23 protein-coding genes are annotated in these 21,480 nt (G+C 58.9%); 5 read left to right on the top strand and 18 right to left on the bottom strand.

What is annotated here, in order from left to right; translation table 11 throughout:
• Positions 1–98: 98 nt before the first annotated feature.
• From BMZ42_RS10205 to BMZ42_RS10185, 5 genes are all read right to left on the bottom strand, one after another.
• Positions 99–422: an integration host factor subunit alpha gene (locus BMZ42_RS10205; protein WP_091521818.1), complete on the bottom strand. Its 324-nt coding sequence runs from the start codon at positions 420–422 to the stop codon at positions 99–101.
• A 111-nt stretch (positions 423–533) separates the two neighbouring features.
• Entirely contained in the window at positions 534–1,505 is a 972-nt protein-coding gene (locus BMZ42_RS10200) for a beta-ketoacyl-ACP synthase III (RefSeq protein ID WP_091521816.1), read from the bottom strand.
• Positions 1,506–1,513: 8 nt separating this feature from the next.
• Complete coding sequence (gene plsX, locus BMZ42_RS10195) at positions 1,514–2,578, bottom strand: phosphate acyltransferase PlsX (protein ID WP_091521813.1); 1,065 nt, start codon at positions 2,576–2,578, stop codon at positions 1,514–1,516.
• 108 nt (positions 2,579–2,686) lie between these two features.
• Entirely contained in the window at positions 2,687–3,235 is a 549-nt protein-coding gene (locus BMZ42_RS10190) for a YceD family protein (RefSeq protein ID WP_091521810.1), read from the bottom strand.
• On the bottom strand, positions 3,232–3,786 hold the full coding sequence (locus tag BMZ42_RS10185) for a ubiquinol-cytochrome C chaperone family protein (RefSeq protein WP_091521870.1): 555 nt from the start codon (positions 3,784–3,786) through the stop codon (positions 3,232–3,234). The genes BMZ42_RS10190 and BMZ42_RS10185 overlap by 4 nt, the downstream gene beginning before the upstream one ends.
• Before the next feature lie 111 nt (positions 3,787–3,897).
• On the opposite strand from BMZ42_RS10185, the gene BMZ42_RS10180 reads away from it, so the two are divergent.
• Complete coding sequence (locus BMZ42_RS10180; RefSeq protein WP_091521808.1) at positions 3,898–4,416, top strand: outer membrane protein assembly factor BamE; 519 nt, start codon at positions 3,898–3,900, stop codon at positions 4,414–4,416.
• A gap of 105 nt (positions 4,417–4,521) precedes the next feature.
• Here BMZ42_RS10180 and BMZ42_RS10175 read toward each other — a convergent pair whose 3' ends face one another.
• From BMZ42_RS10175 to BMZ42_RS10125, 11 genes are all read right to left on the bottom strand, one after another.
• On the bottom strand, positions 4,522–6,660 hold the full coding sequence (locus BMZ42_RS10175; protein ID WP_091521805.1) for a sodium-translocating pyrophosphatase: 2,139 nt from the start codon (positions 6,658–6,660) through the stop codon (positions 4,522–4,524).
• Between the two features lie 180 nt (positions 6,661–6,840).
• Positions 6,841–8,052 carry an MFS transporter gene (locus BMZ42_RS10170; RefSeq protein ID WP_091521802.1) on the bottom strand — a complete coding sequence of 404 codons (1,212 nt, stop codon included), beginning with the start codon at positions 8,050–8,052 and terminating at the stop codon, positions 6,841–6,843.
• The gene (gene nusB, locus BMZ42_RS10165; protein WP_091521800.1) at positions 8,049–8,549 is read right to left on the bottom strand and encodes a transcription antitermination factor NusB; all 501 of its coding nucleotides are present in this window, start codon (positions 8,547–8,549) and stop codon (positions 8,049–8,051) included. The genes BMZ42_RS10170 and nusB overlap by 4 nt, the downstream gene beginning before the upstream one ends.
• 2 nt (positions 8,550–8,551) lie before the next feature.
• Positions 8,552–9,007: a 6,7-dimethyl-8-ribityllumazine synthase gene (locus BMZ42_RS10160; RefSeq protein ID WP_091521797.1), complete on the bottom strand. Its 456-nt coding sequence runs from the start codon at positions 9,005–9,007 to the stop codon at positions 8,552–8,554.
• 107 nt (positions 9,008–9,114) lie between these two features.
• Positions 9,115–9,732, bottom strand: coding sequence for a riboflavin synthase (locus BMZ42_RS10155; RefSeq protein ID WP_091521795.1), 618 nt, complete (start codon positions 9,730–9,732; stop codon positions 9,115–9,117).
• Positions 9,732–10,841 carry a bifunctional diaminohydroxyphosphoribosylaminopyrimidine deaminase/5-amino-6-(5-phosphoribosylamino)uracil reductase RibD gene (gene ribD, locus BMZ42_RS10150; protein WP_091521792.1) on the bottom strand — a complete coding sequence of 370 codons (1,110 nt, stop codon included), beginning with the start codon at positions 10,839–10,841 and terminating at the stop codon, positions 9,732–9,734. The genes BMZ42_RS10155 and ribD overlap by 1 nt, the downstream gene beginning before the upstream one ends.
• Before the next feature lie 7 nt (positions 10,842–10,848).
• Positions 10,849–11,313, bottom strand: a complete 465-nt coding sequence (gene nrdR / locus BMZ42_RS10145; protein ID WP_091521790.1) for a transcriptional regulator NrdR — start codon at positions 11,311–11,313, stop codon at positions 10,849–10,851.
• A 35-nt stretch (positions 11,314–11,348) separates the two neighbouring features.
• Entirely contained in the window at positions 11,349–12,656 is a 1,308-nt protein-coding gene (gene glyA, locus BMZ42_RS10140) for a serine hydroxymethyltransferase (protein ID WP_091521788.1), read from the bottom strand.
• A gap of 163 nt (positions 12,657–12,819) precedes the next feature.
• Positions 12,820–14,070, bottom strand: coding sequence for a L,D-transpeptidase family protein (locus tag BMZ42_RS10135; RefSeq protein WP_091521785.1), 1,251 nt, complete (start codon positions 14,068–14,070; stop codon positions 12,820–12,822).
• 257 nt (positions 14,071–14,327) lie between these two features.
• Positions 14,328–14,840, bottom strand: a complete 513-nt coding sequence (ldtR, locus tag BMZ42_RS10130) for a transcriptional regulator LdtR (RefSeq protein WP_091521782.1) — start codon at positions 14,838–14,840, stop codon at positions 14,328–14,330.
• A 147-nt stretch (positions 14,841–14,987) separates the two neighbouring features.
• Complete coding sequence (locus BMZ42_RS10125) at positions 14,988–15,407, bottom strand: DUF6163 family protein (protein WP_091521779.1); 420 nt, start codon at positions 15,405–15,407, stop codon at positions 14,988–14,990.
• A gap of 239 nt (positions 15,408–15,646) precedes the next feature.
• Between BMZ42_RS10125 and hemB the strand changes: the two genes are divergently transcribed.
• The 4 genes from hemB (at position 15,647) to BMZ42_RS10100 (ending at position 19,060) form a co-directional block, all read left to right on the top strand.
• On the top strand, positions 15,647–16,678 hold the full coding sequence (gene hemB, locus BMZ42_RS10115) for a porphobilinogen synthase (protein ID WP_091521774.1): 1,032 nt from the start codon (positions 15,647–15,649) through the stop codon (positions 16,676–16,678).
• A gap of 92 nt (positions 16,679–16,770) precedes the next feature.
• Complete coding sequence (locus tag BMZ42_RS10110; RefSeq protein ID WP_091521772.1) at positions 16,771–17,244, top strand: RDD family protein; 474 nt, start codon at positions 16,771–16,773, stop codon at positions 17,242–17,244.
• A 109-nt stretch (positions 17,245–17,353) separates the two neighbouring features.
• Positions 17,354–18,112, top strand: a complete 759-nt coding sequence (locus tag BMZ42_RS10105) for an arginyltransferase (protein WP_091521770.1) — start codon at positions 17,354–17,356, stop codon at positions 18,110–18,112.
• 48 nt (positions 18,113–18,160) lie between these two features.
• Positions 18,161–19,060: a DMT family transporter gene (locus tag BMZ42_RS10100; protein ID WP_091521868.1), complete on the top strand. Its 900-nt coding sequence runs from the start codon at positions 18,161–18,163 to the stop codon at positions 19,058–19,060.
• Positions 19,061–19,160: 100 nt separating this feature from the next.
• On the opposite strand, the gene BMZ42_RS10095 is transcribed toward BMZ42_RS10100, so the two are convergent.
• Together BMZ42_RS10095 and msrQ are read right to left on the bottom strand one after the other, a co-directional pair.
• Positions 19,161–20,678 (bottom strand): helicase HerA domain-containing protein, encoded by a 1,518-nt coding sequence (locus BMZ42_RS10095; protein WP_091521767.1) that lies wholly within the window; start codon positions 20,676–20,678, stop codon positions 19,161–19,163.
• Between the two features lie 168 nt (positions 20,679–20,846).
• Positions 20,847–21,476, bottom strand: coding sequence for a protein-methionine-sulfoxide reductase heme-binding subunit MsrQ (msrQ, locus tag BMZ42_RS10090; RefSeq protein WP_091521765.1), 630 nt, complete (start codon positions 21,474–21,476; stop codon positions 20,847–20,849).
• Between the last annotated feature and the right edge of the window lie 4 nt (positions 21,477–21,480).

Here is a 21,480-nt window from a genome sequence, read left to right as displayed (position 1 = left end):
ATGAACCGATGATGAGAGCACTACTCCTGGCTGGAGTGCGCTCCGTCACAAGGAAATCTGCTCGCCGCCGCCCTCGCCCGTCGACAAGATAACATCGCCTACGACTCGGCTTTGGCCTCCACACCCAGATGTCCCTGAAGGATGCGTTGTTTCAACACATTCGATGCCTTGAAGGTCATCACACGGCGCGGCAGAATCGGAACTTCTTCGCCGGTTTTCGGGTTGCGTCCCACGCGCTCGTTTTTGTCACGGACATGGAATGTTGCAAACGAAGAAAGCTTCACGGTTTCACCGCGCACGATAGCTTCGCAAATCTCATCGAGAACCATCTCGACCAGCTCGGCAGATTCCGAGCGCGAGAGCCCGACCTTTTTGTAGACCGCTTCGGCCAGGTCAGCGCGCGTAAGTGTCTTTCCCCCCATTCGGCTGTCCAACCATGTTGAAATTGCTGAAAACTCACAATATTTCGCGACGTTAAGAAATTGCCGTTCGAAGGTCAAGCGCTGAACGTCGTCGACTTGAAGACAGCCAGCCTACCAACGCAGAAGAACAGCGCCCCAGGTAAATCCGCCGCCCATCGCCTCAAGCAATACGAGATCCCCGGCCTTGATACGTCCGTCCGACACTGCCGTCTCCAGCGCCAGCGGAACAGACGCTGCAGACGTGTTTCCATGCAGATGCACCGTCATCACAACCTTTTCCGGTGCAATCCCAAGCTTGCGTGCCGACGCATCGATAATGCGCTTGTTTGCCTGATGCGGCACAAACCAGTCGATGTCCTGCGCCGTGATATTTCCGCGCGCCATCACGTCTTCAACCACATCGGTGATCATGCCTACGGCATGCTTGAAGACTTCCTTGCCTTCCATACGCAGATGACCGACCGTCCCGGTTGTCGACGGACCACCGTCAACAAAAAGCTTGTCACGATGGCTGCCATCGGAACGCAGGCTCGAAGCAAGGATTCCACGGTCAGCCATGGCTCCCGCACCTTCAGCCGCCTCCAGCACCACCGCACCCGCACCATCGCCAAACAGAACACAGGTCGTACGGTCGGACCAATCCAGGATACGGGAAAAGGTCTCCGATCCGATCACCAGCGCGCGGCGCGCAAGGCCGCTGCGCAGATGGGCATCGACGGTAGCCATGGCGTAGACAAAGCCGCTGCAGACGGCCTGCATGTCGAATGCGAAACCATGGGTGATGCCGAGTCGATTCTGGATCTCGACAGCAGTCGCCGGAAACGTATTGTTTGGCGTCGAAGTCGCCAACACGATCAGATCGATATCGTCTGGTGTCAGGTTCGCGCTGGCTAGAGCAGCACGAGCAGCAGCCTCCCCGAGCGAAGCCGTCGTCTCGTCCTCGGACACGATATAGCGCTGCGTAATTCCGGTACGCTGAACGATCCACTCGTCGGACGTATCGACAAGGCTTTCGAACTCGGCGTTCTTCATCACACGCTGCGGAAGGGATGCACCAACCCCACGCACTACAGACCTGATCATATTTCGTCCTAATCGTCAGCTACGGAGTCGTCGTCCGCAGCGCCATGCTTTTCCGCAATACGACCGTGAAAGGCCTCAAGATCGCGTCGAATACTATCCATGAGCTTGCTGCGGCCCATATCGTAGCCCAGTTCCACCGCCGCGGCGAAGCCCTCATCATCCGCGCCGCCATGGCTTTTGACCACCAGACCGTTGAGGCCAAGAAAGACGCCGCCGTTGATCTTGCGCACGTCCATCTTCTCGCGCAGGAACTGGAAAGCATCGCGGGCAAACAGATAGCCGATCTTGGCCATCAGGGTACGGCTCATTGCCTCACGCAAATAGCCCGCGATCTGGCGTGCCGTGCCCTCGGCTGTCTTCAGAGCGATATTGCCGGCAAACCCTTCGGTGACCACGACATCGACAGTACCTTTTCCGATATCACTGCCTTCAACGAAGCCATGATAATTCAGCGACTTGAGATCGGCCTCACGCAGCAAGTGACCAGCGTCCTTGACGTCTTCCTGGCCCTTGACCTCTTCGACACCGACATTGAGCAGGCCGACACTCGGGCGTTCAACGCCAAAGATGGCTCGTGCCATGGCAGCGCCCAATATCGCAAAGTCGACAAGTTGGCGCGAGTCGGCGCCAATCGTTGCGCCTACGTCGAGAACGAGACTTTCGCCGCGGGTGGTCGGCCAGATGGCTACAAGAGCCGGACGCTCGACACCGGGCATCATACGCAGGCAGAACTTGGACATCGCCATCAGCGCGCCGGTATTTCCTGCTGACACGCAGACATCCGCCTCCCTGTCGCGCACCGCCTGAATAGACCGCCACATCGAAGATTTAAGCCGGCCTCGCCGCAATGCCTGGCTCGGCTTCTCATCCATCCCCACAGAGACCTCGCAATGTGTGAACGTGCTGACGGCAGCCACGGCGGGATATTTCTGCAGAACAGGATTTACGACTTCGGCCAGGCCGAAGATCAGGAAGCGCGCATCAGTGCGGCGTTCGACAACCTTCTGGAGACCGGAAATCGTGACTTCAGGTCCGTGGTCTCCACCCATTGCGTCAATGGCGATACGTATCAAGGGGTGCTATCTCGTCTGTTTCCGGGGATCTGTTCAGCTCAAAGAATTCGGGGAAAATAGCGGTTTTGCGGGTCCGCACAACCTAATTCGGGTCCGAAGGGATTCTATTCAAAGCTTGTTTCGCAGCGCGGCCAGCTTTTCGAACAAGGGCCCACGCTCCTCATCGTCCCCCTCATTCGTTACCGCGACCTCCACACCAGCCTTGCGAGGATAGGGGTTGATACCCAACGTAAAGAATTCTTCGGCGATCGCGCCGATGTCGATCTCATCGCCAGTAAAGGTTTCAGGCAAATCTTCGCCTTCGGGGTCCAGAATGATTTCGCCTTCGACAATGTTGTATGGCTTGGCAAGCCGCGACCCGGCGGGCAGATAGACCGCAGAAATAGGTTCTTCGACGGTTTCTTCGACAGGCTCCAGCGTAACCGCACAGGCCTGGACGATCTCGCCGCTGACGTCGCCCGTCACCTTCACGCCGCCCTTTTTCCAGCCGATGATGTCGACCTCGACCACCAGCCTCCTGACCTCGAGCAGATCATGCGCCTTCGCCATTTCAAGGCGTTGTGCATCATTTGCCTCGAACCTGACCGGCATTCCATTTTTAGGCAGCCGGGCAACGTTCACCGAGAATGATATCGGGCTCCGCTCCTGAGGGGTCATTGTCCTGCCTCCATCTGTGCCGCATCCGGGAAACTGATGGTTCCGGCAAGCAATGCTGTGTCGTCCTGTATCGCGAGATATGCAAGCGCCCTGTTCACATAGGCAGCCATTTCATCCGCATGGCTCCAGGATGGCTCCTGGGGGCATATATTGCGAGCCAGCGCCGCCGCAAGGGCCTTGTCATCGCCCGCCGCAACTGCCTCGCGGTACGCTTCTGCGCGGCCGTAGAACATGCGCGCAAGCTTTTTCATCCGCTTGGGAACCCCTTGGTCGCCGATACCAAGCTCCCGCAGCGAATGGTCGACATCCTTGAAAAACTCGTCGGTGACATCCTGCGCCAGCTGAATAAGTGCCTGAGAGCCACCGCGCGTGCGTTCAAGAAACAGGAACATATGGGTTGAGAGCATTTCATAGCGCCCCAACGGGATATCCTGCACGCCCATCTGCGCATAAAAAGCCGGTTGCCGCGCCGAAGCCACGATTTCATTATACAGCGCGTCCGTTACCACACGGTTGGACCGTCGGCCGAAACTGAAGATGGACTTGAACATGCTGCAGGCATCCGAAAGTTCGGTTTCAATCTGCGGCACAGTTGCATCGCCGCGCAAGCTGGTTTACCCGTTTTGCTGCCCGGTGCAAGCCGTGGCCCCAAGAGAGTCATAATGGAGTTGCTTGTGCAATCGCGCGATTTCAAGGCAAGTGCCGTACTTCCCGCCCGAATGGCGCTGATCGCCGTAGGCGCAGCGATGGTGCTGGCAGGCTGCAACGCCACACAGACACTGAAGCCCAGCGAGACGCTGACGCATGGCTACGTCATCGACGAGCAGATGCTGGAATCGGTCCCCGTCGGCTCGAGCCGCGAGCAGGTTCTGCTGGCGCTGGGCTCGCCGTCGACCACGGCGACCTTTGATACAGAGGTCTTGTACTACATTTCCCAGACGCGCCATCGCAGCGTCGCCTTCATGAACCCACGCCTGACCGATCAACGCGTGCTGGCGGTCTATTTGGGAGCTGATGGACGTGTCACCAACATTGCCAACTACGGCATGCAGGATGGACGCGTCTTCGACTTCATCAGCCGTACCACACCGACCGGCGGCAAGGACCAGTCCTTCATCGGCCAGCTGATCAGCGGTGTTGGCGGCGGCGGCGTCCCCTCGAATCTGTTTGGCGGCGGTTAAAGCCAGGATTATCCGTTTTTCATCAGAAAAAGGCCGCAGGATTGCTCCCGCGGCCTTTCTCATGTCTTCGTCCCGAAAGCGGTTCCCACCTTCGGGATACGTGCGCTAATGCGCCAAGACTGCCAACAGCAGCAAAGCCATGATGTTGGTGATCTTGATTGCAGGGTTCACGGCCGGACCAGCGGTGTCCTTGTAAGGATCGCCGACAGTATCACCCGTCACCGAAGCCTTGTGGGCCTCTGAGCCTTTCAGATGCTTGACGCCATCCTTGTCGACGAAGCCATCTTCGAACGACTTCTTCGCATTATCCCATGCGCCACCGCCCGATGTCATCGAGATCGCGACAAACAAGCCGTTGACGATCACCCCGAGGAGCGAAGCGCCGAGGGCGGCAAATGCCGAAGCTTTCGAGCCCGAAATCGCCAGGATGCCGAAATACACGACCAAAGGTGCAAGCACCGGCAGCAGCGACGGAACGATCATCTCCTTGATCGCCGCTCGCGTCAGGATATCCACTGCGCGGGCATAATCGGGCTTCTGAGTTCCCTGCATGATTCCAGGGTTCTCTCGAAACTGCCGGCGAACCTCCTCGACGATTGCCCCGGCCGCGCGCCCGACCGCAGTCATGGCTATCCCGCCAAACAAATAAGGGATCAGACCGCCGAAGATGAGACCCGCCACGACATATGGGTTGGAAAGCGAGAAAGATATCTCACCCATATTCGCAAAATAGGGATAGCGGTCGCTGTTTTCGGCAAAATACTGCAGATCATACGAATAGGCCGCGAAGAGGACGAGCGCACCCAGGCCAGCTGACCCGATCGCGTATCCCTTGGTCACCGCCTTGGTGGTATTGCCGACAGCATCGAGCGCATCGGTGGACTGACGGACTTCTGGTGGAAGACCGGCCATTTCCGCGATCCCGCCAGCATTGTCGGTTACCGGACCGAACGCATCAAGCGCAACGATCATCCCGGCAAGCCCGAGCATGGTGGTGACCGCAATGGCGGTTCCGAACAGGCCGGCCAGCTGGAAGGTGGCAATGATGCCGCCGATAATGACGATCGCCGGTAGCGCAGTCGATTCCAGCGAAACCGCCAGTCCCTGGATCACGTTGGTACCGTGGCCGGTCACGGAAGCCTGCGCGATCGAGTTGACCGGACGCTTGTTTGTGCCCGTATAGTACTCGGTGATCACGACGATCAGACCGGTCACGATGAGCCCGATAAGCCCACAGGTGAACAGCGCCGAGCCGGTAATCGTCTGGCCTGCAACGACACCTACTTCCCCCCAGCCGACGGTGAACTGGTTGGCGATTGCCACCCCCACCACAGTGAGAAGGCCGGTCACGATCAGACCCTTGTACAGTGCCCCCATGATTGAACCATTGGAGCCGAGGCGCACGAAGAACGTCCCGATAATCGACGTGATGATGCATGTCGCGCAAATGGCGAGCGGATAGAGCATGACCGTGCCAAGCAGGTCCGAGCCGGCAAAGAAGATCGCGGCAAGAACCATCGTCGCCACGACCGTCACGGCGTAGGTTTCGAACAAATCGGCCGCCATCCCCGCGCAGTCGCCGACATTGTCGCCCACATTGTCCGCGATGGTGGCCGGGTTACGTGGATCATCTTCTGGAATGCCAGCTTCGACCTTGCCAACAAGGTCACCGCCAACATCGGCGCCCTTGGTGAAGATACCACCACCAAGACGGGCAAAGATCGAAATCAGCGAAGCACCGAAGCCCAGTGCCACGAGCGAATCGATGACCGTCCGGTCACTGGGTGCATAACCCATCGGGCCGATTAGAACCCAGTAATAGACTGCAACCCCCAGCAGCGCGAGGCCAGCCACAAGCATGCCGGTGATAGCGCCTGCCTTGAAGGCGATGTCGAGACCTGCCGACAGGCTGTTCGACGCGGCCTGTGCGGTACGGACGTTCGCCCGAACCGAAACGTGCATGCCGATATAACCGGCCACACCCGACAACACCGCTCCGATCAGAAAACCAATCGCAGCGCTTGCCGAAAGCAGCCACCAGGCGAGGATGAACACCGCAGCCCCAACGACCGCGATCGTGGTGTATTGGCGGTTCAAATAAGCTTGCGCGCCCTCCCGGATAGCGCCTGCAATTTCCTGCATACGTGCATTTCCCTGATCGGCTGCAAGCACCGACTGGGTCGCCCAAATAGCATAGACGACGGACAGCACGCCGCAGAGAATGACGACATAAAGCATGGTCATTTCACGGAATTCCTCGATTGACGGCTCGAAAATACCCCTCCCCGAGCCAGGTTGACCGGGGCGGACGCCAGCAAGAATCCGCCCTTGCGCAGCAGCTTGCGCAAGGGCTGACGCAACGTCAAGCTCAGGTCAGTGTTTTGTCGCCGCTTGAGGAGGCGACACGCGAAAGGGTCGCTGCAGTCAGGCTGCAGCCGGCTCGCGTTTGCTGATGAAGCGCAGAGCACCCAAGGCCACGAGGCAAAGCAGCACGACCGGGAAAATCATCCAGTTCAGCATTTCCCATCCCCAGGCGTTGTAGATGACACCGGAAAGGAATGAGGAGATCGCTACACAGCCGAACAGAACGAAATCATGAAAGCCCTGGACCTTGCCCTTCTCCGAAGTGCGGTAGGCATCTGCAACCATCGCAGTCGCCCCGATGAACCCGAAGTTCCAGCCAACGCCGAGGAGGATAAGTGCGGTCCAGAATTGCCAAAGTGCAATCCCTGAAAGCCCCACCAGAGCACAACCGATCAACAGAAGCAGCCCCACTGCGATCACCGCCTCGCGCCCAAAGCGTGCAATCAGGCGACCGGTGAAGAAGCTGGGTGCATACATGGCCATGACGTGCCAGGAAATTCCAAGCGCAGCTTCGTCAGCGGTGAAGCCACAGCCGACCATCGCCAGTGGCGCTCCGGTCATCACAAGGCTCATCAGCGCGTAAGAGCCGACAGCACATAGAAGTCCGATTGCGAACACAGGCTGTTTGACGATTTCGCCGAGCGGACGCGCTGGCTCTTCAAGGCCTGATACATGACCGCTCGTCGCCTGGCGTGAACGCAGGAACGACAAGATCAGAGCGCCTGCCGCCGCAAGCCCGATAATGGCCACGAAAGACCCGGCAAACATCATCGGCGCAAGCGCCTCGCGGGTGAAGATCACGATCTGCGGCCCGAGAACCGCGGTCACGATGCCTCCGGCAAGCACAAAGGAAATTGCCTTTGCCTTGTAGGCAGGCGGCGCATTGTCTGCTGCGGCAAAGCGGAACTGCTGAACAAACGCTCCGCCCAGACCGATCGAAAGAAGACCGATGGTGAAGATGAGGAAAGAGAATTCGTAAAGGCCCAGCGTCGCAATGGCGCCGCCCAGTGCCGTGATCCCCGTGCCGGCGAGAAATCCGGCGCGCTGCCCTATCGACTTGATGATCGCGGCTGCCGGGATGGCTCCAACCGCCACGCCCAGCGTAAAAGCCGTGACTGGCAGGGTTGCAAGCGATTTATCGGCGCCCAGCAGATAGTGGCCTGCCAGACCGCCGATGGAAAACGAGATCGGCGCAGCAGAGCCGACAATAGCCTGCGACGCCGCAAAGATGATGGAAGTGCGGCGTGCGTCTTTCTCGTTATAGTTCGTCACTCGGGATCCTTACCGCGGCCCTCCCCACGGACGCGACGCGCCACGCGGTCGAGAACTGCATTTACCAGCTTGGGTTCGTCTTCGTCGTAGAACGCCTTGGCGATATCGACATATTCCGAGACAATGACCGCTACAGGCACATCGTTTCGCAACATCAGCTCATAGACACCGGCCCGCATGATCGCGCGCAGCGTCGAATCGAGGCGCGACAACGGCCAATCTTCCGTCAGTGATTGACGGATGATCGGATCGACCTTCGTCTGGTTCTCGACGACGCCGGCAAGGATGGCTCGAAACCATTGCGCATCCGCTTCGCGGTACTGGCTGCCGTCAACTTCCTTGCCGAGTCGGAACTCTTCATATTCTGCAGTGATCTCGAGTATGCCACTGCCGGCAACATCCATCTGGTAGAGCGCCTGGACAGCAGCAAGACGTGCTGCTCCGCGCTTGTTGGCCGGACGAAAAGTAGTCTGTTTCGCGGGGTCCGTTTTCGTCACAATCAGGCTCCGAGACGCGTGCGAAGTTCAATCATCGTCAACGCAGCGCGCGCGGCAAAGCCACCCTTGTCGCTTTCGGTGCGGCGGGCGCGAACCCAAGCCTGCTCTTCGTTTTCAACGGTCAGGATACCGTTTCCGATGGCAATCGACTCTTCCACGGCAAGATCCATCAGAGCACGGCAGGATTCGTTGGCGACGATATCAAAGTGATAGGTTTCACCGCGAATGACAACGCCCAGTGCAACGAAACCGTCATAGTCCGTGCCACCATTATCGGCTCCGTCCAGCGCGAACGAAATCACCGCCGGAACTTCCAGAGCTCCGGGAACCGTGACTACGTCATAATGTGCGCCAGCCTCGTCAAGCGCGGCCTTCGCACCCTCAAGCAGGGCGTCCGACAGATCGTCGTAAAACCGAGCCTCAACGATCAGGATACGTGGGGGATTTTTGCTTGGCATATTCGTCTCCGGGATTGCCGGCTGACTTAGGCCGAAGCATGCATCATAGCAAGCGGTACATTGTGGATGGCCGCCCTGCATCCGATGCAGGGCTGACCGCAATTGCCTTAAAGCCCTTCGGCAGCCGCCTGAACGAGACGCGCAGCGTAACGGGCCATGGTGTCGATTTCGAGATTGATATGGTCGCCGATATTCCGCTCGCCCCAGGTGGTTACGGTGAGCGAATGGTGGATGAGAAGCACGTCGAAACGTGTACGATCCACCTTGTTGACCGTCAACGAAGTCCCGTCCAGCGCGACCGAGCCCTTCGGCGCAATGAACTTGGCCAGATCAGACGGTGCCTCCAGCGTAAAGCGCACTGCGTCGCCCTCGTCCTTTCGGTCGACGATGACCGCCTTGCCGTCGACGTGCCCGGAGACGATGTGCCCGCCCAGTTCATCGCCGATCTTCAAGGCACGTTCGAGATTGAGCGGCGTACCCGCCTCCCACTGTGCGGCGGTCGTAAGGCGCAACGCTTCCTCCCAGGCCTCGACCTCGAACCAGCGTTCGTTCGACGCCGCTTCTGGCAAAGTCACCACAGTCAGGCAGACACCTGAGCACGCAATGGATGCCCCGATATCGATCGTCTGAGGATCATAATTCGTCCGGATGCGAAGCCGAACACCTTCAGGAAGCGGCGCAACAGCGTCAACAGTGCCGACATCAGTGACAATTCCGGTAAACATCAGCTCGTCCTTACAAATTCCAGATAGCGGTCATCGCCAAAAACCTCATCGCGGATCTGGCGAAAACCTTCAGGCAACGTCTCGCGCATCAGCGGTGATGCAACACCGTTGGCACCAATTGCTGCTGGCCCGATGAACAGGGAAATACGATCAACGAGATCTTCCTCCAGTAAGTGTCGCGCCGTCGCCGCCCCACCCTCGACCATCACGCTGCCGATTCCTTTCGCCGCCAGATCTTCAAGCAGTTCCGGCAACGCGATTTCGCCGTCGTGCGTCTCGACCGCGAGGAAACCTACGCCAAGATCAGAGAGTTCGCGCCGTTCGGGCAAAGCCTCTTCCACTTCCGTTGCAACCAGCACTGGCGTCGCGCGCGCCGTCTGCGCCAGTTTCGATGTGGGTGGCAGCCGCAACTTCCGATCCAGCACGATCCTGATCGGCGACCGCGGCTCCAGTCCCTCGAGACGGCACCGAAGATCGGGATCATCTGCAACCGCCGTTCCGATCCCGACGAGAATCGCATCCGACTCCGCGCGCATGACATGAACCTGCCGCCGCGATTCCGGACCAGTGATTGCCACCTGCCCTTCGCCCTTGCGGCCGATCATGCCGTCGGCTGAAACGGCAAGTTTCAGAATCACTTCCGGGCGCTTGTTGACGGATCGGTTCATGTAACCCGCCATAAGATCGGCGGCTTCGGTCGCCAGTACGTGTTCCGTCACCTCAATCCCGCTGGCTCGCAGGATGGCATAGCCTTTCCCCGACACGCGCGAATCAGGATCGCTGGCCGCGCCGACCACGCGCGTCACGCCAGCCGCTACCAGCGCCTCTGCACAGGGCGGCGTCTTGCCGTGATGCGCGCATGGTTCGAGCGTCACATAGGCGGTTGAGCCGCGCGCCAGATCACCGGCTTCGGCAAGAGCCTGCGTCTCGGCATGCGGTCGACCGCCGACAGCAGTGACACCACGGCCAACGATGATGCCGTCGCGCACGATCAGGGTTGCAACAGATGGATTGGTGACGGTGAGTCCGAGATTGCGGCGCGAAAGACGGATCGCGGCAGCCATGAAGCGTTGGTCGATGTCGGCCTGTTCCTTCAGGTAGTCGGCCATCGATCCATCACTCCTCGTCTTCATCACCCTGCAATTCGCCAAGCAGGTCGTGGAAATCCTTCGCCTCGCGGAAATTGCGATAGACCGAAGCAAAACGCACATAGGCAACATCGTCTATGGCTTTCAATGCTTCCATAACCAGATGGCCGATATCGCCTGACGCAATCTCCGTCTCGCCAGAACTTTCAAGCTGGCGCTGGATGCCGGTGACCGCGCGGTCGATCCGCTCGGGATCGACGTTACGCTTGCGAACAGCCGTTTCCAGCGAACGTGCCAACTTGTCCCGGTCGAACGGAACCTTGCGGCCCGACTTCTTGAGCACCACGAGATCACGCAGTTGCACACGCTCGAAAGTGGTGAAGCGCCCCCCGCAGTCAGGGCAGACGCGGCGACGGCGGATCGCCGCCCCATCTTCTGCGGGGCGGGAATCCTTCACCTGCGTGTCTTCAGACTGACAAAACGGACAGCGCATTTTTCATGTTCCCGACGAATCTTTCGTCGCTGTGCTTACCCCAGATATGGATAAAGCGGAAACCGTGCGCAAAGCGCCTCGACCTTCGAACGCACCGCCGCCTCGACAGCCGCGTTGCCTTCGTCCGAATTGGCGACCTTCAGGCCGTCCAGCACTTCCGCGATCAACTGACCAATCTCGTGGAACTCGGCTTCACCAAATCCGCGTGTGGTGCCAGCAGGAGTGCCAAGGCGAATACCCGACGTCACGAACGGCTTTTCAGGGTCGAACGGGATGCCGTTCTTGTTGCAGGTGATGTGACCGCGTCCCAGCGCAGCTTCCGCTCGCTTGCCCGTCGCGTTCTTCGGACGAAGGTCGACCAGCATCAGATGGTTGTCGGTACCGCCTGAGACGATATCGAGGCCGGTTTCCTTGAGGCTTGCCGCCAGGGTCTTTGCGTTGGCGACCACTGCCTTCGCATAGTCCGTGAACTCGGGCTTCAGCGCTTCGCCGAAGGCAACCGCCTTGGCTGCGATGACGTGCATGAGCGGGCCGCCCTGCAAGCCTGGGAACACTGCCGAATTGAACTTCTTGGCGAGCGCCTCGTCGTTGGTCAAAATCATGCCGCCGCGGGGGCCGCGCAGAGATTTGTGCGTCGTGGTGGTCACAACATGCGCATGCGGGATCGGCGAAGGGTGGACGCCTGCAGCAACGAGGCCGGCAATATGCGCCATGTCGACCATCAGATAGGCGCCAACAGCGTCAGCGATCTCGCGGAAACGCTTCCAGTCCCAGATGCGCGAATAGGCCGTGCCACCTGCAAGGATGAGCTTCGGCTTGGTTTCGTGCGCCTGCTTCTCGATTGCGTCCATGTCGAGCAGGTGATCGTCTTCGCGGACGCCGTAGGACACGACGTTGAACCACTTGCCGCTCATGTTTACTGGCGAGCCGTGGGTAAGGTGACCACCGGAATTGAGATCGAGGCCCATGAACGTGTCACCGGGCTGGAGCAGTGCCAGGAACACCGCCTGGTTCATCTGGCTGCCGGAGTTCGGCTGCACGTTGGCAAATCCGGCACCGAACAGCTTCTTTGCCCGTTCGATCGCCAGTTCCTCGGCGATATCGACATACTGGCAGCCGCCATAGTAGCGCTTGCCCGGATAGCCCTCGGCGTATTTGTTGGTCATGATCGACCCCTGCGCCTCAAGGACAGCGCGCGAGACGATGTTCTCGGATGCAATCAACTCGATCTCATCGCGCTGACGACCAAGTTCCTTGCGGATCGCGCCAAAAATCTCGGGGTCGCGAGATTCGAGCGGCTCGGTGAAAAATGCGGAGGCGGACGCTGCTGTATCCAGAGCCATGAGGTCAATCCTTCAATGTGCTGGGAATGGGATTCAGGAATTGGGGGCGCAATAGCACACTTCCCATCAGGCTTCCACGTTCGGGCGGGGAATTTTGCTGTGCCAACGCCAACGAAAAGGGCCACCCGCAGGCAGCCCGTAAATCAGTTCATCATCGCCGCGTTCAAAGCGTCGAAATCTGCAGTTCATCGACGCCATCGCGCCCGTAAATATCATCCCGGAAATGCGCCACACCGTCGCCGGTGGCCCAGGCTGAAATATAGGTCATGTAGATTGGCACGGGATTCGCGACTGGAATCTTCACGTCCGAGTCCACCTGGATCGTCTGCTCAATACGGCGCCGGTCCCATCCCGGCGTGTCTCGCAGTATCCAGGCAACCAGATCGCGAACATTCTGCACCCGCACACAACCAGATGAATCGAAACGCATGAGGTTGTTGAACAGGCTTTGCTGCGGCGTATCGTGGAGATACACGGCGTGAGGGTTGTGGAAGTTGATCTTGATCGTCGCCATCGCGTTGATGCGACCCGGATCCTGCCGGAAGCGGAGCTTGGCTGCCTCGTCGGTCGACCAGTCGATCGTCATCGGATCGACTTCACCGTTTGGCCCGAGAATGCGGATGTTGTTTTCCGCAAGATAGTTCGGGTTCTTGCGCATCAGCGGAATGATGTCGCGACGCACAATCGATTCCGGCGCATTCCAGTACGGATTGATGTTGATCTCGTGGATCTTGGAATTGAGAATCGGCGTCTGGCGGTCGATCTTTCCAACAATCGCCGTATGGCGCTGCGCCACACGATTGGATTCAACGGCTTCGATCTGCGCGGCCGGGATGTTGACCATCACATAGCGGTCGCCGAGGAAACCGGACATCGAACGAAGGCGCACAAGGTTGGTCTCGAGCTGACCGAGACGGACCGGTGCGGAAATATTGAGAGCGGCGTAAGTGTAGCGTCCCGTGACACCGTCGGCGGGAAGTCCATGACGCGTCTGGAAGCGCTTGAGCGCAGCATCGACATAGGTATCGAAGGACTGCGAGATGCCTGCCCGCTCCGACAGATCGCCGGAAGCAATCAGGCGACGCCGCAATGCTTCCACATCGCGATCATTTACGCCGAGGCGCAATGCTTTCGAAGACGGCACAGCAGCCCAGCCGCCGCGCGCGACGATATCCTGATACTGATGGAGCGTCTGCTCGATATGGGAGACCGTTTCCGGGCTGAAAATAGGAGATGTGGACACAACCTTGCCCGCCTGGGCAGAGGCCTTCGCGTCGAATTGATCGTTCCACGTGCCGCGCTGATTCGACGACAGAATGTCATCGATCGCGTTCTGGGCGAATGCAGGTTGCGTTGCTGCGGTCGCTGCTACAGCGCCCGCTCCGGCAAGGAAGGTACGGCGAGATGTCTTCATGTGTGTTCCCGGCACTTTTCTCGTCTGTCGCGAGAGTTCATGGGCGTCATACCGCATTATGGCGTTTATCGTTAAGATTCGCCAAACGCCAACGTCGCCAAGCGTTCACAAACGCAGCCTGTTTCGGTCACACTCCAATATGGCAGGAACGTGGCCGATGCAAATAACACCATGCAATCTGTCGAAAAAGCGAGCCGCAAACCGGGAAACGTCCACGGCTCGAAAGTATCGACCAGATCAGAGACAGATGTCGGCATCTACATGCGGTAGGCGATCGTATCGTTCCAGAAGCGGTCCAGACGCTGCAACGCGCGGTTCATCTGCTGGAATTCTTCGGAATTGATGCCACCGACCTGCTCGATCGAGCCGATATGACGGTCATAGAGCTTGCCGACGACGTCGGCCACTTCCTGCCCCTTCTCGGTCAGGCTGATGCGAACCGAGCGACGGTCAATGCGCGAGCGCTGGTGGTTGATGAAGCCGAGGTCGACCAGCTTCTTGAGATTGTAGGACACATTCGAGCCGAGATAGTAACCGCGTGAGCGCAGTTCACCTGCGGTCAGTTCTGAGGAGCCGATATTGAACAGCAGCAGCGCCTGAATCGCGTTGATGTCGTTGCGGCCGTTGCGATCGAATTCGTCCTTGATGACGTCCTGGAGACGACGATGCAATCTTTCGACCAGCTGAAGTGATTCAAGGTAAAGCGAACGAATAGGGTTCTTGGTTTCAGTATTGTCCGACGGCTTCGCCGCCTGCTTTGCAGTCATCATGATCTAGCCTCGTGTTTAACGCCTGGTGATTTTGTTTTTTGTTCTCACCTTGGCCCGACCATATCGAATGCCTATAAAATTCGACTTAAAACGCAGGCTTAACAAGCGCTTACCAAAGCCAACACTGCAATCACACTGAATGAAGAGTTAATCGGCGACTCGCCGCGACTGGATCAGGAATGCCGCGCGAAAAGTCGCGTAGACAAGCGCGATGCCTGCATGGGCGAATACGACCTGAGGTCGCGCGCCATACAATTCGGGGAAGCATAGATGCATCGCCCATTCCAGCCCGGCGCAGAGGAACCAGATGACCGGCCCCCAGGACGCAAGCATCCACAGGCCGCTCGCCGCAAATGGAAACAGCACCGCCAGGACGACTGACGCAACCTTCCAATGAACCGGCATGAGATCAAATCGCCAGTCTGTGCCGGGATAGAAACCCACCAGCCGCACCCAGTACATCAGCCCAAGGATCAGGCTGTAGGCAGCTACCGCACGCAGGAACCATTCGAACGATATTTGCAATGTCGTCGCGCGAAGTGGCGAATGTTCTAGAGCCTCGTGCATGGGTTGCGGCAACTCACTGTGCGATGCGGTTTGATTCCTACACCATAGTTTCGTCAGTCTGTTTCGCAATCAGGAAGTTCCACGAATCCCTGGCGTCGGCAAAGGCACAGGCTTTCTCCATCACACGCCCTTGGTCCGCAGCTGCGACGATGTTAGAGGAGCAGCACCGAATGTGATCGCCCGATGTCGGCCCCGGCTGGCTTTTTTTGGTGATCGCTGCGCGAGTGACGGAGAACGCCATGAACAAGTTTAGCCCTGCACGCACCACACAGACCCGGGGCGTCGACGAAATCACCGCTTCGCGTCGTTTGCGCCGCATGCGCAAGGCCGACTGGTCGCGCCGTCTCGTCCAGGAGAACAGGCTGACCGTGGACGACCTGATCTGGCCGATTTTCCTCACGGAAGGAGAAAACGTCCGGGAAGAAATCGCGGCCCTGCCCGGAGTTTACCGCCTTTCCGTCGACGTCGCTGTCAAGGAAGCTGAGCGCGCCGCCACGCTTGGAATTCCGGCGATCGCAACGTTTCCGCAAATCGATCTCGCGCTCAAGGATGAAACCGGTTCGCAGATTCTGATCGCGGACAATCTCATCAACCGCGCAACCCGCGCGATCAAAGCCGCTGTGCCCGAGATCGGAATCATCACCGACGCAGCTCTCGATCCGTTCACCAGTCATGGCCATGACGGGATCCTGCGCGACGGCATCATCGTCAATGACGAGACAGTCTTGCAAGTTGCCTCAGCAGCCGTGCTGCAGGCCGACGCCGGAGCCGACATCATCGCGCCTTCCGACATGATGGATGGTCGCATCGGCGCCATTCGTGATGCTCTCGATGCTGCGGGCCACCAGGACGTGGCCATCATGTCCTATGCAACCAAGTTCGCATCCGCATTCTACGGCCCGTACCGCGAAGCGATAGGTACGCAAGGACTTCTGAAGGGCGACAAGAAGACCTATTATCTCGATCACGCCAATTCGGACGAAGCCATGCGCGAGATCGAACAGGATCTTGCCGAGGGCGCCGACATGATCATGGTCAAGCCGGGCCTTCCCTATCTCGACATTATCAGGAGAGCCAAGGACGAGTTCTCCCTGCCGACTTTCGCCTATCAGGTGTCCGGCGAGTACGCGATGATCGAGGCGGCAGCAGCCAATGGCTGGATCAACGGCGAAGCCGCGATGATGGAGAGCTTGCTGGCGTTCAAGCGTGCAGGTTGCGACGGTATTCTCACCTACTTCGCACCCCGTGTTGCCGAGATTCTGAAGGGCTGACGATTAGGGTGTTTTCAACGCGAATTATTGAAATCTCGCGATGATTTACCCATTTGTCGGATGCACTTGATGTCTGAAAGGACCTGCATACGATGAATACGCGTACTTTGGATGGTGAAATTCTTGCCACGCACCTTGATGACTGGCGTCTCTATCAGGGTGTGCGTACACGTCGAATGGTCGCTTTTCTGATCGACTACGCAATAGTGGGATTGCTGCTCATCCCCTTTTCCATCCTCGTTGCGATTTTTGGGCTGATCACGCTTGGTATAGGCTGGGCGCTTTTTTCCATTCTGTTTCCCGCCGTTGCGCTGGCCTACATCTGGAACACCGTTGGCGGGCCGCGCCAGGCAACGGTTGGAATGCGGATAATGGACATTCGCCTCGAGCGGCTCGATGGCAAGCCGATCGACGGGTTGCTGGCCGTCGTCCATAGTGTGCTCTTCTGGGCCGCGAACGTGGTTCTGACGCCCTTCATCCTGCTCGCGACATTGTTCCTTGATCGCAAGCGCACCGTTCACGACCTGCTGTTGGGCACGGTTGTGGTACGAAATGGCACTCGCTAACGCATTTGCCGGTCGGCATCATGTTCGACCGGCATGCTTCAATATTTTGAGGTTGACGTTTTCGCCGCGCATGCCAGCCTGTCGGTGTCATTGGCAGCCACGATAGAAGATGCATCATCACGCGACAAACTCACCACAGTTCTTTCTGACTGCGCCTTCGCCCTGCCCCTATATTGAAGGGCAGCTGGAGCGGAAGGTGTTCACGCATCTGGTAGGTGAAGGTGCGGCACAGATGAACGACCTGCTCACACAGGGTGGATTCCGTCGCTCACAGAATATTGCTTACCGTCCCGCCTGCGAGACCTGCCGCGCATGCATTTCAGTGCGCATCCTCGTCGACGAGTTCAAGATGGGACGCACCATGCGGCGCATCGTTGCCCGTAACGCCGATCTGATCGGCGTCGAGCACACGGCCGAACCGTCTACCGAACAATATTCGCTGTTCCGTCGCTACCTCGACGCACGCCACCATCGCGGGGGCATGTCGGACATGAGCGTGCTCGACTATGCGATGATGGTCGAAGACACCCACGTCGAAACCCGCGTGATCGAATACCGCCGACGCGGGCCCGACACGTTCATGACCGGTCGTGGCGAAGGCGAACTCATTGCCGTGGCCCTGACCGACAAGATGGGTGATGGGCTTTCGATGGTCTATTCTTTCTTCAACCCCGAGATGGAAGACCGTTCGCTGGGCACATTCCTCATCCTCGACCACATCGCGCGAGCGCGCGCAGCGGGCCTGCCCCATGTCTATCTTGGCTACTGGGTTAACGGCTCGAGGAATATGGCCTATAAGGTGCGCTTTCAGCCACAGGAGCATCTTGGCCCCAAGGGCTGGGAACGCTACGTCCCTCAAAAGGACTGAACCTCTCCACATCACTATGAATTGCCGCTGGTCGGCGGGGGCTTGCGCATGTTTTCGTCATGGTCGGATCATTCCAAAGGGCTGTTTCTGACAGCAGTCGGCGGCCTCGCGCTGACCATCGACATACCCTTGATCAAGCTCGCCAATGGCGATGTCTGGTCCATATTGCTGCTGCGTAGCTCTGCGACGCTGACCGCTGCGCTGGTGGCGTGGTTTGTCTGGAACCTGATCTGGCGAAACGCACCGCCACTCATTCCGGGCAAGGCTGGCCTCGCCGTCGCAGCTTGCTATGGCGTCACTTCACTCTGTTTCATGTCCGCAGTTTTCTACACCTCGACCGCCAACCTCGTTTTCCTGGTGGCCTTCAACACCGTATTTGCGACGGTTTTGTCGTGGGTGTTCCTGAGAGAACGGCCCAGGAACCAGACCCTTGCAGCAATGGTCATCATGATCGTTGCAATCGCAATCATCGTGGCGGAAGGGTTCACGGCCGGCGGCTGGTTCGGCAACCTGCTCGCCCTCGGTGCAGCGCTTTCAATTGCCGGTGCAATCGTCCTGTCGCGCAAGAGCGGTGCGGATATGGGGTTCACGCCACTCGTCGCCGTCGTTCTGCCGATGTCCATCGGCGGTTTCATGGTGCTGCAGAACGGTCTGGTTGCCGAGGCTCCGCTCTGGATCATCCTCGACGGACTGATCGTCATCCCGATCGCATTTTTCCTTCTGGCCACCGGCCCGAAATACCTGTCTGGCCCGGAAGTTGCGATGTTCTACCTGCTGGAGACGGTGCTTGCGCCGCTGTGGGTATGGATGATTTTTTCGGAAGTCCCGACAATTTACAGCGTCGTCGGTGGTTCGCTGCTCGTGGTCACGCTGATTTGCCACTCACTTTGGCAGCTGCGGGAAAACCGCAAGCCGCGCAGTGCGCAGACGCTGGGACAGCCGGCCTAGTGCATGTCTTCCGAACGGGGGAGCCGGTTGCGGGATAAAGACATGCGTAGAAACAAGCAGCGAATCTGAAAGATCGCGACGCGCTTTAGCAGGCCAGATATTACTCTGCCGCGTCGCGGGTCTCATCGCCCGTGTCAGGCGCATTTGGATCACCGGGCGCTGTTTCCGCGTCAAGGTCCGGGAAAACGACGATCCGCAAGCCGTGGAAGTCCGTGCGCACGACCAGCAGTCCACGTTCTTCAAAATAGGTCAGGAGCCGGCGGGCGCGCGAAGGCGAGTGCGTGCCGTAAGCCCGAGCCAGCACCGCATCCGACGGGCATGGCTCGCTCGAAATCGCCGCCCGTGCGACGATCAGGAAAACGCCCTGAATGTCATCCGTCAGGGTCTCGGACAATTTCAACGCTTGTTGCCAGCTGTCGCCCGCCGATATCTGCTCGTCCACACCCGCACGCGCGATGGCCAGCCTGCGCTTGAACGCGGCAAGATCAAGAGCTGCGCCGGGCACGCGATGGATACGGCAGCGCACCAGAAAGTCCTGATAAAGCACGGCGACTGAACGGAAGGCAGCTTCCGGATCTTCGACGATCTCACGCATCACAGCATCAAGCGCGGCGCTGCGCTCTTCCTCATCGATCTCGGGAAACAATGAAGGTGCCTCGACCGGGGCAGGTTCCGGTCGAGCCTTCACCAGCTTTTCAAGCAGCTCTGCCGTCGGAATCGGCGGAGGCGGCGCCACCGGCCGGCGCACAGGGAGGAGTTGTTCTTCGGGTGATGCCTTGAAGATCAGATCGGCTGCATCTTCCGGTGCCGTTGTCGGAAGCGGCATCAGTTTCGGGCTGACAGAACGTGCAGACGTCTCCACAGCACCGATGGCTACCGGCAGCGGTCGCCGCGAAATGGCGGGACCGAGCGCAACGAACCGGCCACGGTCGAGATCGCGGAACTGTTCTGCCTGACGCCGATCCATGCCGAGCAGGTCAGCCGCACGCGCCATGTCGATGTCGAGGAACGTGCGGCCCATCAGAAAATTCGATGCTTCCGCCGCAACGTTCTTGGCGAGCTTCGCAAGCCGCTGCGTCGCGATGACCCCGGCAAGTCCGCGCTTTCGGCCCCGACACATCAGGTTGGTCATCGCGCCCAGAGATTGTTTGCGCGCCTCGTCCGACACTTCGCCTGCCGCTGCAGGGGCAAAAAGCTGCGCCTCGTCCACGACGACCAGCACCGGGTACCAATAGTCACGCTCGGCATCGAACATGCCGCCAAGGAATGCCGCGGCAGCTCGCATCTGCTGCTCGACGTCCAGCCCCTCAAGGTTGAGAACAACCGACACGCGGTGCTGCCTGATCCGCGCAGCGATCCGCTGCAATTCAGTTTCGGTGCGCGCGGCATCGACAACGACATGGCCGAATCGATCCGCCAGAGTGACGAAATCGCCCTCTGGATCAATCACACATTGCTGCACCCACGGAGCCGACTGTTCGAGCAGGCGACGTAGCAGATGAGACTTTCCTGATCCGGAATTGCCCTGCACCAACAAGCGCGTTGCGAGCAGTTCTTCAAGGTCGACGGTTGCGGATGCGCCACCGGCGCCCGTCCCCAGATCGATGCCGACCTTCATGGCTGCCTCGGTTCCTATTGCGATGATGCGACTGGCATAGCACCCCACGCCACCGGATGCTTGGTCTTGACATGGACAATTCACAGGAGAGACGCCGATATAGGGCTCATCAGAGCAGGCATCCGCGCGATGCGACCGGCCTTACGCCCCCAAACAAGGAAAACCCAGCTAGCGCGCCATCGCCACCGCCCTTCGCTGCTTGCGCCATGCAAGAACACGCGAGCGAAAAAAGAGGCGGTAGCCGACGAGAACAGCCGCTATCGCCATGTAAATCGCCGGCTCGGGTGTGATCACCCGCACTGCCATCAGATAATGCAGCGCGCCGCCCAGAATGATGACGTAGCTCAGCTTGTGCAGGCTGTTCCAACGTGATCCCAGCTTCCTGATCGACCATGAGTTCGACGTGATTGCGAGGGGAATCAGGAGCGCAAACGAAGCCATCCCGATCGTGATGAATGGACGCTTGGCAATGTCATTGACGATGACCTGAAAATTAAGCGCCTGATCGAGGATCATATAGGTCGAGAAATGCATCACGACGTACCAGAAGGCGAGCAGCCCAAGCGCGCGTCGGTAGCGGATGAGATTGATGCCAAAAAGGTCGCGGATCGGCGTCACCGCCAGCGTGACGAGCAGAAAACGCAGAGCCCAAACGCCGAGCAAATGCTCGAACACCTTGACCGCGTTGCCGGGGATCTGGCCTGTCGCCCCGAGGTAGAAGTACCACGCAGCGGGCACAAAACCCACGACATAGACCAGCCAGACGCTGGCGGAACGCCAAACGCGCGACGCGATCATCGGG

It is taken from the genome of Aquamicrobium aerolatum DSM 21857 (genome assembly GCF_900113935.1).
In the GTDB taxonomy this organism is placed as follows: domain Bacteria; phylum Pseudomonadota; class Alphaproteobacteria; order Rhizobiales; family Rhizobiaceae; genus Aerobium; species Aerobium aerolatum.
This window is presented reverse-complemented; position numbering and strand designations above follow the sequence as displayed.

Bases quoted from the DNA above. Each gene is read 5' to 3' on its own strand.
- BMZ42_RS10095 (WP_091521767.1), bottom strand. From the start codon at position 20,678: ATGAAGGTCGGCATCGATCTGGGGACGGGCGCCGGTGGCGCATCCGCA.
- BMZ42_RS10105 (WP_091521770.1), top strand. From the start codon at position 17,354: ATGCATCATCACGCGACAAACTCACCACAGTTCTTTCTGACTGCGCCT.
- BMZ42_RS10180 (WP_091521808.1), top strand. From the start codon at position 3,898: ATGGAGTTGCTTGTGCAATCGCGCGATTTCAAGGCAAGTGCCGTACTT.
- msrQ (WP_091521765.1), bottom strand. From the start codon at position 21,476: ATGATCGCGTCGCGCGTTTGGCGTTCCGCCAGCGTCTGGCTGGTCTAT.
- BMZ42_RS10135 (WP_091521785.1), bottom strand. From the start codon at position 14,070: ATGAAGACATCTCGCCGTACCTTCCTTGCCGGAGCGGGCGCTGTAGCA.
- BMZ42_RS10200 (WP_091521816.1), bottom strand. From the start codon at position 1,505: ATGATCAGGTCTGTAGTGCGTGGGGTTGGTGCATCCCTTCCGCAGCGT.
- BMZ42_RS10100 (WP_091521868.1), top strand. From the start codon at position 18,161: ATGTTTTCGTCATGGTCGGATCATTCCAAAGGGCTGTTTCTGACAGCA.
- BMZ42_RS10110 (WP_091521772.1), top strand. From the start codon at position 16,771: ATGAATACGCGTACTTTGGATGGTGAAATTCTTGCCACGCACCTTGAT.
- ldtR (WP_091521782.1), bottom strand. From the start codon at position 14,840: ATGATGACTGCAAAGCAGGCGGCGAAGCCGTCGGACAATACTGAAACC.
- BMZ42_RS10125 (WP_091521779.1), bottom strand. From the start codon at position 15,407: ATGCACGAGGCTCTAGAACATTCGCCACTTCGCGCGACGACATTGCAA.
- BMZ42_RS10185 (WP_091521870.1), bottom strand. From the start codon at position 3,786: ATGTTCAAGTCCATCTTCAGTTTCGGCCGACGGTCCAACCGTGTGGTA.
- BMZ42_RS10155 (WP_091521795.1), bottom strand. From the start codon at position 9,732: ATGTTTACCGGAATTGTCACTGATGTCGGCACTGTTGACGCTGTTGCG.
- BMZ42_RS10160 (WP_091521797.1), bottom strand. From the start codon at position 9,007: ATGCCAAGCAAAAATCCCCCACGTATCCTGATCGTTGAGGCTCGGTTT.
- BMZ42_RS10190 (WP_091521810.1), bottom strand. From the start codon at position 3,235: ATGACCCCTCAGGAGCGGAGCCCGATATCATTCTCGGTGAACGTTGCC.
- ribD (WP_091521792.1), bottom strand. From the start codon at position 10,841: ATGGCCGACTACCTGAAGGAACAGGCCGACATCGACCAACGCTTCATG.
- nrdR (WP_091521790.1), bottom strand. From the start codon at position 11,313: ATGCGCTGTCCGTTTTGTCAGTCTGAAGACACGCAGGTGAAGGATTCC.
- hemB (WP_091521774.1), top strand. From the start codon at position 15,647: ATGAACAAGTTTAGCCCTGCACGCACCACACAGACCCGGGGCGTCGAC.
- glyA (WP_091521788.1), bottom strand. From the start codon at position 12,656: ATGGCTCTGGATACAGCAGCGTCCGCCTCCGCATTTTTCACCGAGCCG.
- BMZ42_RS10205 (WP_091521818.1), bottom strand. From the start codon at position 422: ATGGGGGGAAAGACACTTACGCGCGCTGACCTGGCCGAAGCGGTCTAC.
- BMZ42_RS10175 (WP_091521805.1), bottom strand. From the start codon at position 6,660: ATGACCATGCTTTATGTCGTCATTCTCTGCGGCGTGCTGTCCGTCGTC.